At 41.9% G+C, this 17,467-nt stretch carries 5 protein-coding genes and 1 pseudogene; all 6 read right to left on the reverse strand.

Translation table 11 applies throughout. The features are described 5' to 3' along the window. Window positions 1–140: 140 nt before the first annotated feature. Window positions 141–2,820, reverse strand: a pseudogene (locus tag RMY63_RS02350) (type I polyketide synthase); the annotation flags it as partial. A 38-nt stretch (window positions 2,821–2,858) separates the two neighbouring features. After that, window positions 2,859–6,137: an amino acid adenylation domain-containing protein gene (locus RMY63_RS02355; RefSeq protein WP_322727150.1), complete on the reverse strand. Its 3,279-nt coding sequence runs from the start codon at window positions 6,135–6,137 to the stop codon at window positions 2,859–2,861. A 5-nt stretch (window positions 6,138–6,142) separates the two neighbouring features. Continuing rightward, entirely contained in the window at window positions 6,143–6,910 is a 768-nt protein-coding gene (locus tag RMY63_RS02360; RefSeq protein WP_322727151.1) for a class I SAM-dependent methyltransferase, read from the reverse strand. 183 nt (window positions 6,911–7,093) lie between these two features. Continuing rightward, entirely contained in the window at window positions 7,094–11,164 is a 4,071-nt protein-coding gene (locus tag RMY63_RS02365; RefSeq protein WP_322727152.1) for a condensation domain-containing protein, read from the reverse strand. Between the two features lie 12 nt (window positions 11,165–11,176). Continuing rightward, window positions 11,177–15,763, reverse strand: coding sequence for a non-ribosomal peptide synthetase (locus RMY63_RS02370; protein ID WP_322727153.1), 4,587 nt, complete (start codon window positions 15,761–15,763; stop codon window positions 11,177–11,179). 109 nt (window positions 15,764–15,872) lie between these two features. After that, window positions 15,873–17,453 (reverse strand): condensation domain-containing protein, encoded by a 1,581-nt coding sequence (locus RMY63_RS02375; RefSeq protein ID WP_322727154.1) that lies wholly within the window; start codon window positions 17,451–17,453, stop codon window positions 15,873–15,875. Window positions 17,454–17,467: the final 14 nt, after the last annotated feature.

The raw sequence follows: 17,467 nt of genomic DNA on the forward strand, positions 1-17,467 counted from the left end.
CTTTTCAAGAAAATTATCATATTTTTTACCTCTGTTATGCAATTGAAGGATATTATTTTGATGAGAATCAACAAATAAATCTTGTGATTTATCTCCCAAATGATTAATCTTTTCATTCTGCAATTGATTCAAATCATTAACTTTACTAGACTCAATCCAGTATCTTTTACGCTCAAATGGGTAAGTTGGTAAAGGTAGTCGATAACGTTTTTCATGAGCATAAAAACTTGACCAATCAACTTGTACACCGTACAGCCACAAATTTCCCAAAGTATTCAACGAGAATGCAACCTCAGATTGTTGGTCATGAGGATGACCTATGGAGCAAAGCACCAATTGTCCCTGTGACTGTTGCTTAGTTAAAGTACTTAAAGTGCGACCAAATCCAACTTCTAAAAAAATCCGATTTGACTGTTTGCACAATTCACTAATGCCATCGCCAAAGCGTACTGATGACCGCAAATGCTTAACCCAATAACTATTATCTGTTGCTTCTTCTGTAGTAATCCAAGTGCCAGTTAAGTTAGATAAAAATGGGATTTTTGGTGGATTAAGATTGACTTTTGCTAACAAATTCATAAATGGCTCAATAACCGAGTCCATCATTTGAGAATGAAAGGCATGGGAGGTACGAAGAAGACGACAGTCAACCCCTTGCTCAGTTAAGCGGTTTTGCAAATCTTCTATCTCTAAACTTAATCCTGAAACTACACAACGTTCTGGTGCGTTGATTGCTGCTAAAGAGAGTTTATCACTTAGCATCGGTATAACTTTTCTCTTTGGTAGTGCCACAGCAAGCATTGCTCCTGAAGGTAGTTGCTGCATCAATTGCCCACGCCTAGCAACTAGCATCAATGCATCTTCTAGAGAAAATACCCCAGCTAAACAAGCGGCGACATATTCTCCTATACTATGACCAATCATTGCACTAGGACAGACTCCCTTAGCCAACCACAACTGTGCTAAGGCATATTCAACCACGAATAGCGCCGGCTGGGTGATATGAGTTTGGGTTAATTGCTGTGTCGCCCATTGAGTCTGTTTTTCGCTGGGATACAGAATAGTCCGTAAGTCTAGCTTTAATATATGTTTGAGTTGTTCACAGGAATCATCAACCTGTTCCCGGAAAATTGGCTCAGTTTGGTACAGTTCTCGACCCATCCCTACATACTGCGACCCCTGACCAGGAAACATAAACACAACTTCTGGCTCACCAGGTTCTTGATAGTGGGTGAGAACTCGTTGCAGGTCTTTTGTCTCTAAAACTTTGATTGCATCTTCAATATCTTGACAAACTACCATCCGACGATGGTCAAAAGCTCGACGACCTATCCCCAGAGTGTAAGCAACATCAGCTAAGTTTAAATCAGGATAGCGTTTGAGGTGATTAGCCAGATTTGTCGTAGCTGCCTCTAACGCTGATTCCGTTTTCGCAGAAACAACCAACAAATGATATTTCCTCCCCTGCTCCCCCTGCCTCCCCTGCTTCTCCACAGGGGCTTCTTCTAGAATCACATGAGCATTAGTGCCACCAATGCCGAAGGAACTGACCCCTGCGCGTCTAGGGTGTCCGTTTGACTTCCATTCTGACAGCTTATCGTTAACGTAAAAGGGGTTGTTCGCAAAATCAATCTGGGGATTGGGCTGCTTATAGTGCAAACTGGGTGGTATCTGCTTGTGTTTGAGTGCGAGAACAGTTTTGATTAAACTAGCAACACCAGCTGCGGTATCTAAATGTCCGATATTCGTCTTTACCGAACCAATGGCACAGAAATTATTTTTCTGAGTTCTGGCGCGAAAAGATTTAGTTAGTGCTGCAATTTCAATCGGATCTCCTAAAACTGTGCCGGTGCCATGTGCTTCTACATAACTGACCATATCAGGTTCGATTCTACTGATGGCAAGAGCTTCTGCAATCACTTTGGCTTGGCCATCGATACTGGGAGCTGTATAGCCAATTTTGGCTGAACCATCATTATTAATGGCTGAACCTTTAATCACAGCATAGATATAATCTCGATCGGCGATCGCATCTGCTAATCGTTTTAAAATAACTATACCTACACCATTGCCGCCAACAGTTCCTTGTGCTTTGGCATCAAAGGCGCGGCAGTGTCCATCAGGAGACAAAATTCCCCCTTCTTGATAAGAATAGCCGATTTTTTGTAAGGTAGTTACAGAAACTCCACCTGCTAAGACTAGATCGCATTCACGATCTATTAAACTTTGACATGCTAAATGAACACCAACTAAGGAACTAGAACATCCAGTTTGAACAGTGATAGCTGATCCCTTCAGGTCTAATTTATAAGCAACTCTTGTAGTTAGATTATCTGTACGATTGTTATGTCTAATTTGGTCAAGACCAATTAATTTTATGAGTTCACTGTTAGAAAAAAGATTGAATAAAAAATAGCTACTAATACTAGCACTACCATAAACACTAATCCGACCTTTATAGGTTTTAGAATCATAACCAGCACTTTCTAGAGCCTCCCATGCTGTTTCCAAAAACAGACGGTGCTGTGGGTCCATTATTTCTGCTGTTTTGGGAGAGTAATCAAAGAATGAGGCATCAAATAATTCTACGTCTTCCAGTACAGCATTTGCTTTGACATAATTGGGATCGTTAAGTGTAGTTGTGTCTACCCCTATAGACTCTAGTTCCTGGTCTGAAAAAAACGAAATTGATTCCAAACCTTCTTGTAAATTCTGCCAAAAAATATCAAGATTTTTAGCTTGAGGAAACCGTCCAGACATACCAATAATAGCTATATCTAAGTCGCCGATTTGATTTTGTTGAAGGTTGTCATTTTTCATTTGTCGTTAGTAAAGGTTTAAGTCATTTTTAGAAATATTTATCTATATTGCGCTCTTGACTGTCTAGAAGCAGTGCGGCTCTCAGCACGCTGAGTGCTTTCTTCAAAAGAGGATGTTTCAGTTGGTTCTTGTGTTAAATATTTAGCTAATGAGTTGATGGTTGGATATTCAAATAGGTTAATTACTGATATATCAGTGTGCAAAATTTCTCGTAGTTTGGCGTGAATTTGCACAAGAAGTAATGAATGACCACCGAGATCAAAGAAATTATCATAAATACCCACCTTTTCAACATGAAGCATCTGTTGCCAGATATTAGCGATCGCTTGCTCTACTTCAGTTTGTGGTGGCTCATAAGTTGCTGCCAATTCTGGGCGATCGCCATTTGATTCTGGGAGTTCTCTACGGTTCACTTTGCCATTGGGTGTCAGTGGCAGAGCTTTTAACATGATGAAAGTTGCAGGCATCATGTATTCCGGCAGTTTCTCTCTCAGAAATCTTTGTAGTTCGCTAACACTGAGTGTTTGTTTAGGAACAATGTAGGCTATTAAAAATTTGTTGTCATTGTCTTCCTGAACAGAAACTACAGCCTGTTGCACTTGCAAATGTTGACACAATACGCTTTCAATTTCTCCAAGTTCAATGCGGAAGCCTCTAATTTTTACTTGATGATCGACTCGTCCAATAAATTCAATATTGCCGTCAGGTAAGTAACGAGCTAGATCGCCAGTTTTATATAATCTACTCCCTCCTGCCACCTGCCTCCTGCCCTTCGGGTTCGGCAGTCCCCCATCGACGGGAACCGCCAAGACGGGGGCTGCCTTACCTCCTGCCTCCTCAAAAGGATTGGGAATAAACTGTGCTGCTGTTAAATCAGGTTGATTCAGATAACCTCTAGCTAATCCTGCACCGCCGATGTACAATTCACCCGGTAGGCCAATGGGTACTGGTTGCAGTTGCTCATCCAGTAGATAAATCTGCGTATTGGCAAGTGGACGACCAAGGGGTACTGTCTGTCCATGATTAATTTGCCGATCAACTGCAAAGGTAGTAACCCCCACGGTGGCTTCTGTAGGGCCGTAGTGATTGAAAATTAAGCTAGATGGTGCTTGCTGCTGAATCTGTTCAATCAGTTGCCAATTTGCAGCTTCACCACCCAGAATTAATTGCTGGCGCGGCAAGATGGAATCGGATGGTGCAGCAGCAAGAAGCGTGGCAAGGTGAGAAGGGACAATTTTTAGACAGTCAATAGGATGTGTGCGGCAGTATTTTGCCAAGGCTGCTGAGTCAGTAGCACACTCGGCAGACAATACATGCAGACATCCACCAGTACAAAGAGCAGCAAAGATGCTAGTATTACCTAAGTCTGCGGCTAAGGTAGAAACAGTGGCGAAGTTGGTTGTTGCTGATAAGTCTAACCTCTGGGTAATTCCGTTAAGGTAATTTAGAAGTTGTTGATGTTCGATCGCAACTCCTTTTGGTTTACCAGTGGAGCCGGAGGTGAACAAAACATAAGCTAAATTCTCAGTTGTCACTTCACTGATAGGATTTTCATCTTTGTGTTGAGCAATGGTATCCCAATCTGTGTCTAAGCAGACTATTTGTGCTGTATGCGTTGGTAGGGCATTTACTAATCGCTGTTGTGTCAAGATTACTGGTATTTCGGTATTCTGCAATCGGCTGGCAAAACCATCTTTGGGTAAAGTTGGATCTAGCGGTAAATAGGCTCCACCAGCTTTGAGGATGCCCAAAAGTCCAATAATCATCAATAGCGATCGCTCCACACAAAGCCCTACTAAAACTTCCGGCTTGACTGCTTGTTGCTGCAAATAGTTAGCAAGTTGATTGGCTTTGCTGTTCAACTGTGCATAGGTTAATTGCTGGTTTTCAAAGACAACGGCTATTTTATTCGGTGTTTTTTGTACTTGTGCTTCAAATAGTTGATGAGTGCATTTATCTTGTAGATTGTCAAGATGGGTTTGGTTAAATTCAACTAATAATTGTTGGCGATCGCTTGGACTGAGAATCTCTACTTGGCTAATTTTCTCTTCTGGATTAGCAGTTACACTAGTTAATAAAGTTTGAAATTGTCTGCCTATTCGTTCAATAGTATCGGCTGAAAAATAATTGATATCGTAATAAAATTCTGTTGTTAAAGAATGCTGGCGTTGAGTACAAGTAAGTTTTATTTTAAACTGTTCAATACAACTGTAATATTGCTCCAGAGAAAATGATACGTCGCCAGCAACGAGTTCTTCTGGTAGCTGCTCAAACTCGAAACCGATGGGAAAAGTCAGTTGCTCGTTTTCTATCGGTTCTGGCACAAAATAATCTTGCCATTCTGCACTAGCTTCTATAGTTTGATTTGCTAGTTCTACAACTTCTTTAAAACATAAATCTGGTGTAAAATAACTTTTAATTGGCAACCAAGAAGCAACAAGTCCTAGTAAGTTATGTAGTTCTTCATAATCGCGGCGATCGCTAGCCATACCAATGACGATATCTGCCTGTCTTGTAAGTCGCCAAATCAGCGTTTGCCAACAAGCTAGTAAAACGACAGCAACGGAAGTATTATACTTTTGAGCTAAAGTGGTAATCTTAGCTGTTATGTTAGGAATAATATTTAACCGATAACAGTCTACTTCAAACTTTGATAGCTGTAATAGTTTGTTCTCAAAAGGCAACTTTAAAGAGGCAAGTGTCGAAATCTTTTGTTCATCCCAGTATTGTTTAGCTGTTTGGGCATCTTCATCTTCGAGTAATTGATTTTGCCATTCGGAAAATTGGAGATATTGTACAACTTCTTCTGATACTGCGTTTTCTTGTAAGCAAGCAGAATAGGAATTGCTAATTTCAGTTACCAAATTTTTGAGTGTCCATGTATCAGCACAAAGAGAAGGCAGACTGATAAGTAAAATGTACTTATTTACTGATAGCGTCAGTAGAGATACATGCAACAGTGCGCCTTGCTCAAAATCGAGAGAAAAACCGCGTGCTTCTTGGAAAAAATATTCTATTTTGCTTGAGAGTTTTTTTGGTTCACAATGACTCAGATAAATGTCACGCCACGATAAAATCTTCGTATTTCCTAAAACCATCACCGGAATTTTCATTCCAGGTAGGTGTTGAAAAGTTGTACGCAGAATTCCATGTCGAACAACGACTTGCTCTAAAGCAGCTTTTAACGCTTCTGGTTTGAGATTGCCTTTAAGAAGAATAGCACATTGAGCAAAGTAAGCTAAACTATGCTGCTGTAATGACCAAAGATGCTTTTGCTGAGGAGAAAGCCGAAACCCCTGAGTTATTTGATTTGGCATATTGTCTACTCACTTAACGGTTTATGACAAACAAAGACAGCAGTAGCAGTATCAGACCTTTGCTCTACTCCCAAATCACGGTTGGTATCATATATGGTAATTTTTCTAAATCCTACCTGTTCTAGAGCCGATTTAACCTCTGTTGTTGAATAAGCTTTTAAGAAAAAACTCCTGTCTGAACGTTGCCAAAGACCATTTACTAATTGGAATCTAGTAGTATCCTTTCGACCAATTTTATTTTCTGTATCGTAACTCCAAATATCCACCCAGACATTATTATCTTTGACACCACCACCAGAATTACTATTTATCCAATCTAATTCACACAATTCTTCCAAATACAATTCAAAAGCAAAAATTCCATTTTCCAGTAGTGCATTATACACATTTTTTAATGCATCTTTAAATTCCTCAATGCTGAGGATATAGTTGAGGACAACATCTGTCGAAATAGCTGCATGGAAAGTTGGTGGCAATGTAAAAAATCGGGCATCATCTAGAATAAATTTCCCATCTGGTGCATTCTCCCTTGCAACGTTAAGCATTCCTTCAGAACTATCAAGTCCTGTTACTTGATACCCTCTTTTCAGTAATCGTTGTGCAATTTGCCCTGTACCGCAACCCAGGTCAAAAATGTGTGCTCCTTCTAGAATATTTTTTAGAATTAATCTATCTATACAATTTAATCTAATCTCATGATGCTCTATACCTTTCAAGTCATACATAGAAGCTATAGTATCATGATTGGTATTGCGTTGTTTGGAATGCACCATAATTTTTATCCTCCTTTGATAGCGATTAATAAGTTGAAAATTTCTCTCAATTGCATAATCAAATTTAAAATAATTCTTATATGGTAGATATAGTGGATTAAGAGACTCGTAAAAACTGGTTTTAAGTATCCTGAATGCTTAACTACATATAAACTAATTTTACCCTTTTAATTAACTCATTAGTTATGTTTCTTTAATCATTTCGCCCATTGCTACAACAATTTTACGAAAACCCACATAAGGATTCCGTCCGTGGGCAATCAGCATATTATCTAACATCAAAATATCGCCTTGCTGCCAAGGAAAGCTCGTTTGAGATTGCTGATAAACTTCATCGATTTCTGCAATAACTGAGTCTTCTATAGGAGTGCCGTCTCCGTAATAAACATTACGCGGTAGCTGTTTATCTCCAAATGTAGACAATAAAGATTCTCTAACTTCTGCGTCTAAATATGCTATATGGTGTAACTGAATTTGATTGAAAAATACAAATTCACTAGTTTTTGGATGTACTGCCAAAGCTGGACGAACTTGGCGAGTAATTAAACTATTATCATCATACCATTCAAAATCAATCATAGCTTGACGGCAATAATTTTCTACAACTAATTTATCATTGGTACGAAAGAAGTTTTGCCAGCTTACATCCAGACTATTGGTATAGTGACGGACGTACATTAATTGTTTTTGAGCTAATCTTTCTCTGAGTTTGGGATTGATTATTTTATAAGCTTTTCGACAGTCTATAATCGGTGTTTCTCCACCTTGTTGTGCTACTTGGACGCAGAAAAACCAAATTTTCAGAGGCCACTGATGTAAGTGAGAACTTTCGTTATGAAAGAGGATAGCTTTTTCAGACGGGTAAGGAGTAGAACCATAAACCTTACCACCCTCTCCAGTCCGGGGTAAATCACCATATTCATCAAATAAGTCGGGAGAAATTACCTGAGCAAAATTTTCAAATTCCAATACTGATTTTACATTGAAACCTCTAAACAAAATTGCGCCATGTTTTAACAATTCTCTCCCTAAAAATTCCTGGTTAATTTGAGACCAAGCAATCAAATCGATATCGTTACTAGTAGGTTGAATCACTAGCGGAAATTTTTGTCCTGTTTGGAAATAACCAGTTTTGACTAATTTTTCTGGCAACGAGCTAATCGCCTTGGGAGTAATGCCGATTAACTTTTCTTGATTAAATGCTTTGCGCTCTCTTTTTTGCCTAACTTGTTGTTTCTTTTCAGCTTCAGTCAGCATTTCTAAATTGCCGATCCGCACATCAGGCTGGGACATAATGCTGTTAAGTAGCGTCTGGAAATGGTTTGTCATCCGAGTGATGGTAGCAGCATCAAAAAGTTCAGCGTTATACTGCCACTTACCCAAGATTCCCTGCTCTGTTTCTGTTAAAAATAGTGCTAAATCAAACCTGGCTATTTTGTTTTCAATTTCCAACAAACTTAATGTTAGTCCAGGCAATTCTAAGGTTGGCATTGGGGTATTCTGAAGGACAAACAAAACCTGAAATAGTGGCGATGTGTTACTCAAATTCCGCTCAGGTTGCAAAGCCTCTACTAATTTCTCGAAGGGCAAATCTTGATGAGCATAAGCTCCTAATGCTACCTCGCGGACTCGCCCTAGTAACTCACGGAAACTGGGGTTTCCGCTCAAATCGGTGCGTAAGACCAGCAGATTAACAAAAAAGCCAATTAATGATTCAACTTCGGCTCGATTCCGATTAGCAACATCAGTGCCAACAATGATGTCGTCCTGCTGAGTGTAACGTTGTAGTAATATTTGAAAACTTGCCAATAGGGTCATGAATAAAGTGACACCCTCTTGGCGCGATCGCACTTGCAATTCTTGAGATAAATTAAAGGGAATGTCGAAGAATTGAGTTGCACAAGGGCTAGTTTTAACTTCTGCCCGTGGGCGAACTGTAGGTAATTGTAGTACAGGCAGGTTACTTCCTAATTGCTTTTTCCAGTAGCTCAGTTGTTTTTCTAATACTTCCCCCTGCAACCACTGTTTTTGCCAGATTGCAAAGTCTGCATACTGTATGGGTAGTTCTGGAAGTGGAGAAGGTTTTTCAGCACAGAAGGCTTGGTACAATCTTGCCAATTCTTCAACAAACACACCCATTGACCAGCCATCTGAGACAATATGGTGGATTGTGAACAATACTATATGTTCTTGCTCGTGGATACGTAGGAGAGTACATCTTAGTAATGGCCCCTGTACTAGGTCAAAACAGCGTTGCGATTCTTCTGTAATCAGTTGTTGAACAAGACCTTCTTGTTGTGCTTCTGGTAACTCCCGCAAGTCTACTACTGGTATTCTAATAGTTAGGCTGGGAGCGATCGCCTGAAATGGTTGCCCATCTACCATATAGAAGGTAGTACGCAACGCTTCGTGACGACGGATTATTTCCTGCAAGCTCTGCTCCAGCACAGCTAAATTTAGGGAACCCACGAGGCGTAAGCCAGATAGATCGTTGTAAGTTAAGCTGCCAGGATATAGTTGCTCCAATAACCACAATCTAGCTTGAGCAAACGACAATGGTAAATTGCCAGATCGGGAAACCCGGACAATGGCATTAGTTTCTAGCTTCTGTTCCAGTTTCATCACTATTTCCATCTGTTTAGCTAGGCTAGCGATAGTAGGTGATTCAAATAAGTGACGTAGTGGTAGTTCAATCTGGAAAGCATCGCGCACGCGGGACATAACTTGAGTGGCAAGCAAGGAATGTCCACCCAGTTCAAAAAAGTTGTCGTCCATTCCCACTTGCTCAACACCAAGAATTTGCTGCCAGATTCCGGCTAGGACTTCCTCAACAGGATTACGGGGCGCTACGTAGGCAAGACCAAATTCCTGTTGCTTATGTCTCTGAGGTGAACTAAACTTGGGAATTTGACAGACTGGAATTCTGTTTAAAAGTGTTGCTATCTGTGGTTCCGGATCGCCAACTATGGTATTTAGCAAACTTAAGAATTGCTCTTGAATCAGAATTACGTCAGATTGCTCGAAGCAGCGTTGATCGTAAATGATATCAACTATGAGTTCTGAACTTGGAACTATGAGCAAAGTCAAAGCATATTTTGTTTGCGAGCCTTTAAAACTAGTCTGACAAATATTAAGACTTAAATCAGAGGATTGGAGAATAGATACATCTGGAAAATTCTCAAAAACTAAAAGGCTTTCATAAAGGGGCAATGCTCCAGGCACTTCACTCCATTGATGGACTTGACCGCCAGGGCTATATTCATACTGCTGTAGCTTTAAGTTATAAGTCTGGATGTCTTTGAGCCAAGACCAGAAGGATGCTTCAGGAGAAATCTTTACCCGTATTGGTAAAGTATTAATGAAGAGTCCGGTCATCAATTCAACCCCCTCCAGTTCTGACGGACGACCAGAGACGGTGATGCCAAAAACTACATCTTCTTCACTGCTATAACGACTCAAAAGCAGCGCCCAGACTCCCTGAACCAACGTGTTCAAGGTCAGGCGGTGTTGTCTTGCCAAAGATTGCAGTGTTGCTGTGGCGGTGGCTGACAAGAAAACTCTTCGTTCGGCGTAGGGCTGTTCTTGGTCAGAGAAACCAGTTGGCTGTGCGATCGTTCCCAGTGGGGTTGGTCTGGTAAAACCCTGTAGAGTCTGCCGCCAGAATGTTTCTGCTGTGGAACTATCTTGTTTTTTTAACCAAGCAATGTAGTCCCTGTATGGACGGGGTTTTTCTAAATGTAAATCTTGACCTTGAGAAAACGCTTCGTAAAAGGCTAAGACTTCCTTGAAGATCAAAGAACCAGACCATCCATCGATGAGAATGTGGTGATGAGTCCAAATAAATTGGTAATGGTCTTGAGCGAGATGAATTAGCGTCAGGCGAATCAGTGGGGCTTTGGCAAGTCCTAAGCCTTGTTTGCGCTCTGAGTGCAAGAAAGCTTCTAGTTGCTTTTGCTGCTCGGAGGATGTGAGATGTCGCCAGTCTAGCTGTTCTAGCGGGACTTTGACTTGGAGAAGCACGGCCTGAAGTGGTTCATCCTGTTCTTTCCAGACGAAACATGTTCTTAAGATGGGGTGGCGGTCTATCACCCGTTGCCAAGCTTGCTCATAGGCAAAAATGTCTAATTTTCCCTCAACAACACCAGTCAATTGCTCAACATGGATGCCTGACTCTGGAGCATATAGTGTCTCGAAGAGCATACCTTGCTGTGGAGCCGAAAGCGGATAAATTGCTTCAATATTTTTCTTGTTCACTTCATCCTCCACTTAAGAAAAGTCTATTTCAGCAAAAGCCTTTTCTAATTTTTCTTGGCTCAGTTCGACATCAGGAAAGTCAGAAGGAGTATAACCAATTGCATCAGTAGACTGACTATGAACAATCAGGGCCCGCAGCACTTCTATGCAACCTTGAGCCAGACGCTCAACTGTGGCACGTTGATAATTGTTCTTGCTATACATCCAATCCAGTTGCAACCGACTACCCATAACAAATGCATTACATTCCAGCAAATGGCTCATGCTTCCTTGTGGACTACGGCTAAGACCAGGAGTTAAATGGGATAGTCGAAACATAGAATCTTCAGGGATAATTCGATCCAACTGACCTAAGTAGTTGAAAATAACTTGGGCTTGAGGAAGGGCTTGCAGTTGTTCAACTATTTCTGCGTCCTGGCTCATGTAGCGCAGTACGCCATAGCCAAGACCTTGATTCGGAATTTGGCGAAGCTGCTCTTTAACTAATTTCAAAGTATCTTCTGGATGGATTGCCTCACCCAGTTCCAAAAGAACTGGGAAGATAGTTGTAAACCAGCCCACAGTCAGCGATAGATCCACGTCGTCGAAAATATCTTCTCGCCCGTGACCCTCTAAATCAATCAGTAGCGTTAGCTTTCTAGTCCACTGTGCTAAAGTTTGGGCAACCGCAGTTATTAACAAATCATTAACTTGGGTTCGATAAACTTGAGGAAGTTCCTGAAGCAATGCTTTGGTTTCTTCCACCGTGAGTGTTGCTGACACAATTTGGGCAGAAGCCACTAAGTTGTCACCATCAGGATGATCTACTGGCAGAGGAGCAACGTATTTCCGTGACTTTGAAAGCCAGTAAGGTAATTCTTGCTTCAGTTCTGCTGACTGTGCGTACTCCTGTTGTCGTTGTGACCACCGCTTGAACGAGGTTGTTTTTAATGGCAGCTTGATTGCTTCACTCCGAGTCAGCTGTTGGCAAGCGATATGTAAAGCGTCCAGCAAAATCCGCCAAGAGACACCATCAATGACTAGGTGGTGCATCGTCACCAGCATTCGCGCTGGCTTTTGCACACCCAAGTCAAAAAAGGCCACCTTCAGCAATGGCCCGGACGACAGGTTGAGACTAGCCTGTACTGTCTCGGTTGCTGTCTCAATAGCTAATTCTTGTTGGTCTAGTGGCAGCGCCGACAAATCCAGCCAGATAAAGGATACAGCCTCATCTGAACTAGCATTAAACTGTTGCCAACCAGATTCTTTTTGCACGAAACGCAGACGTAAGGCATCGTGATGTACAAGTAATTGCTGTAGCGCTTGCTCGATCAGCAGCGGGTCGAGTTGTTGCTTCACTTCCAGCTCGATCGCTTGGTTCCAGTGGTGTGAATCAGGCTGATTTTGCGCTAAGAACCACGTCTGAATGGGTGTCAGGGGTAATGAACCAACGATCGCTTCTTGTTCAGCCCGAATTGTTGCGGTAATGCCTGCCATCGGTGCTAATTCGGCGATCGTTTGATGATCAAAAATTTGACTGGTAGTTAGCTGTATAGCAGCCTGCTTGGCTTTAGCGATGACTTGAATGCTGAGAATAGAATCTCCGCCTAAGTCGAAGAAGTTGTCGTAAATGCCCACCTGCTCAAGACCAAGTACCTGACTCCAGATATTAGCTAGTATCTCCTCAATATTAGTACGCGGTGGTGTATAAGCTGCGTCTAAATCAGGTCTGGCTGTATCCGGTGCTGGCAGCGATCGCCGATCTACTTTACCGTTAGAAGTTAATGGTAGTGCTTTCAGCGATATAAAGGTTGAGGGCACCATGTATTCAGGTAGTTTTTGTTTGAGAAAACTTCGTAGTTCTTCCAGCGATGGTGACTCTGGCCGCCAAACAATGTATGCTACTAAACGCTGATTGCCTGGAACATCCTCCCGCGCCAAGACTGTTGATTCTTGTAATCCTGGATACTCATGTAGTACGGTTTCAATCTCTCCTAGCTCAATACGGAAGCCTCGAATCTTTACTTGGTCATCACGACGCCCCAGAAACTCCAGCGTCCCGTCTTGTTGATAACGAGCTAAATCGCCAGTTTTATAAAGACGTTCTCCAACTTCAATGCCCAAAGGATTAGGAATAAACTTCTCTGCGGTCAGTTCCGGTCGATTCAGATATCCGCGAGCTAGTCCCAGACCCCCAATATACAACTCACCCACCACACCGATCGGCACTAATTGGCAGTATTGGTCGAGCACATAGAGTTTGGTGTTGGCGATTGGTTCACCAATTGGAATTGATCCTGATAAGTGTTGGTGAGTTGGCACTTTATAAATGCAGCATCCCACAACTGTCTCTGTTGGCCCATACTCATTGACGAGCATGGTGTCGGGAGCAAACTTTTGCCAAAAGGTAATATTCTGTGCCAATAAGTTTTCGCCCCCAATAATGAAGGCGCGAGTTCTTTGAGCAGCTTCTTCTGGTAATATCTGCTGGTTGAGCAATTCTAAATGAGCAGGTGTAATTTTAACGAGACTTAAGTTGGAATAGTGACGTAGGGCATTGCTGAGGGTTTCAGTACCTTTATCTTCCACAAGTAGCTCTACCCGCCGCCCTACTAGTAAAGGTGAAAACAGACTAGTGATTGTAAGGTCAAATGCTAGAGAGGAATGAACTAGCGTTCCTTCTCCTTCAGAGACTGTGTATGCTTGCGTACACCAGTGCAAGTAGTTGACCAAACCTCGATGAGGAATTAATGTGCCTTTGGGTTTGCCAGTGGAGCCGGAGGTGTAGATGACGTAGGCTAGATTCAGAGCCGTTGTCTGACTAACTGGGTTTTCTGTAGACTCCTGGGCTATAACTTCCCAATCGCTATCTAAACAAATGACTTGGATTCCTTGTGTGGGGATGCCGGCTGCTAGACTTTGCTGGCTTAGTAGCACAGGGGTCTGAGTATCCTTGAGAATGAAAGTTTGGCGTTCCTGGGGATAAATTGGGTCGATTGGTACATAAGCTGCACCTGCTTTGAGGATACCTAGAACTCCTATGACCATTTCTAGACATCTGTCTATGCAAATGCCCACTAGCACATCAGGGCCAACTCCCTGTTTTTGTAGGTAATGAGCTAGTTGATTGGCGCGAGCATTGAGTTCAAAGTAAGTTAGTTGCTGGGCTTGAAATCCGACGGCGATGTTTTCGGGTGTGCGATCGCTTTGTAGTTCAAACCAATGGTGGATACACTGGTAGGGTAAAGCAGTAGTTTGGGTGTTGTTGAAGCCTAAGAGTTGTTGACGCTCATTATCGCTAATAATGTTGAAAGTAGCGATCGCTCCAGTCGGATTCTTGACTATGCTGGCTAACAAAGTCTCAAACTGCCACGCCAAGCGTTGAATATCTTCTGCCAAAAAGATATTGGCATCATAATGAAGTTCATAGTTCAGAGAATCATCAAGACGAACACAGCGAAGTTTCAGGTTGAATCTATCAAGACAAGCGTATTGTCTGGAAATAGAAAAAGAGACATCCATCGCAGAATCCTGCTTTGAATGTTCCTCAAACTCAAAACAGAGCGGAAAGAATGATAACTCTCTTTCATTGCTGGTTGATTTGACAATTTGTTCCCAAGTAAAATACTCCTGCCATTCAAACAATTTGCTAGTCAATTCGTTAACGTGTTGCAAAATATCGCTGAATTTGGAATTGTCTACTAGATGACAATGAACAGGTAAATATTTCGTAAATAGCCCTAATGCTTCTTCAAGTCCCTCATACGTCCGTCCATGATAAGCAGTACCAACAATCACGTCTAATTGTCCGCTGAGTCGTCCGAGCAATACCTGCCAACAAACCAGAAAAAATATAGAAGTGGAAGTATTATATGTCCGGGCGATCGCTTCAATATTAAACGCTAGTTCTGAATTAATTCTTTGGGTAAGAAGTTTAGGTGTAAATTCTAGTTTTTCAGGACGTTGATGTTCAAAAGGAAGCTTCAAAGTGAAAATAGCAGAGATATCTTGTTTGTGCCAATACTCTTTTCCTAATTCTGTTTCTTCTGAGTCAATTAATTCATTGAAAATTTCCGAGACATCAGCATATTGTATTGGTTCATCTGAGAGCGCATTTTGCAAGTGTGCTGTATTATATGAATAGCCGATCTCTCGCACCAAATTCTTGAGCGTTGCTGTATCCGCCAAGAAGGCAGGCAAACTGACAAGCAATATATGCTTGTCGAAGGATAGCTCAATTAGGGCTAAATACCAAAGTGGTTTTTGCTCAAAGTTAAAAGGCTGTTGGCTTAATTCATTAAAAATTACCTCTAATTTAAGTTCTTGTTCAAACGGTTTCAGAGCGTTTAAATTATATTTTTTAATAGACGGAATATAGTTATCAGTTATTACTTGAAGTGGGATATCTACTCCTGGCATACAAGGAAAGTTTGTCCGCAGAATTTCGTGCCGATTGACAATATCCTCTAAAACAGTCTGAAGTCTTCTTATATTTAAATTTCCCTCAATCAGGACTTGACATTGAGCGCGATAATGCTGGCTATTGTCAGTTTTTTGCAACAACCATAGATGCTTTTGTTGCGGTGAAAGTCGAAAGCCACTAATAATTTCTTTTTCCATATTTGCTCCTCAGTTACTTGCGAGAAAATTATATTTTTCCGACAAATAGGTAACTTATTTTTCTGCTTTTGAGCATCAGTTGCTGCTTACAATTCCAATTTTATCTTTATTAAATAACCTGGCGTTTAATATTTTTAAATTTCTGAAGACGCGCCTCCTTGAGTTGTTTTTCATTCAGAATTTGTTGTTGCTTGCTTACTTCAGTGAGCATTTCCTCTAGAACATGCAGCTGAGTTTGGGGCTGTTTAACAACAGTACACAGAAGTTTTTCAAAGTATCCTAACATCTGCTTCATACTGACAGCATCGAATAGGTCGGTGTCGTATTCCAACTGCACCTTCAGTCCCTCAGTTGTATCCATCAGATTCATCAGTAAATCAAACTTTGCTCTCCCAGCCTCGATATCTGATTCCGAGAGCTTCACGCTTAAACCAGTAATCTCCAAAGGTGGCAAAGGAGCATTTTGGAGAACAAGCTTGACCTGAAACAGTGGCATCCGGCCTCTGGTTCGCTCCAGTTTCAAGGCGTTCAGTAGTTTTTCAAACGGTAAATCCTGATGGGTATATGCTGACAAAGTACAATCGCGCACCCGTCCAAGCAACTCTCGAAAGGTCGGATTTCCTGAGAGATTTGTCCGCAACACCAGTTGATTTACAAAGAACCCAATTAACCCTTCAACCTCTGGTCGATTGCGGTTGGCGACATCAGTACCCACAACTATGTCGTCTTGGTCTGTGTACCAGTGCAACAGAGTTTTAAAGGTCGCTAGCAGTAGCATAAACAGCGTTATCCCTGACTGCTGGCTCAGAACTTTTAGCTCCTCGGACAAAGCTTTTGGTAACATTAGAGTTTGTCTAGCCCCTCGAAAGGCTTGAACTATAGGTCGGGGGCGGTCAGTAGGCAGCTGCAATGTCGGAAGATTATGCAGCTGCTGCTTCCAGTAGGCAACTTGAGTCTCTAATACCTCTGCCGCCAGCCACTGCCGCTGCCAAACAGCAAAGTCTGCATACTGAATAGGGAGTTCAGGCAGCGTAGAGGGTTTACCAATACTGAAAGCCTCGTAAAGCGCGACCAATTCATGAACCAGTACGCCCCACGTCCAACCATCGGTAATAATATGGTGCATTGTGACTTGCAGCAAATATTCTGTCTCGGTCAGATGTAGTACGATGCTCCTCAACAATGGGCCTTGTTCTAAGTCAAAAAGCTGTTGAACTTCCTGAGTAGTTCGTCGCTGAACCTCCTGTTCACGCTCAACTTCCGGCAACTTTCTCAGGTCTATGATTGGCAGAGTTATCGTTAAGGTTGGGGCAATGATTTGAACCGATTCTCCTTGTGTGATCGCAAACGTAGTGCGTAGAGTTTCGTGACGGTGTACTATTTCATTTAGGCTCTGCTCCAGCACTGCTAGGTCGAGTGAACCCGTTATGTGTATAGATGCAGCTTGATTATAAGCAGCGCTGTTTGGCTCTAATTGGTAGAGAAACCACATCCGCTGCTGGGCAAAGGATAGAGGCGCTGGTTCGCGCTGGGAACGTCGAGGAATAAGTTGTAATTGAGCATTAGATTCAAAGTTTCCGCATAACCGCTTTTTCAGCAGCGTTTGCTTGACAACGGAAAGCTGAGAACGTCGCTGGGAAATTTCATCTTTTTTCTGCTCAAAGCTTATACTATCGTTCCGAAAAGTCATTTGTTTAACTCAAT

It is taken from the genome of Nostoc sp. ChiQUE01b (assembly GCF_034531255.1).
Classification (GTDB): Bacteria; Cyanobacteriota; Cyanobacteriia; order Cyanobacteriales; family Nostocaceae; genus Nostoc.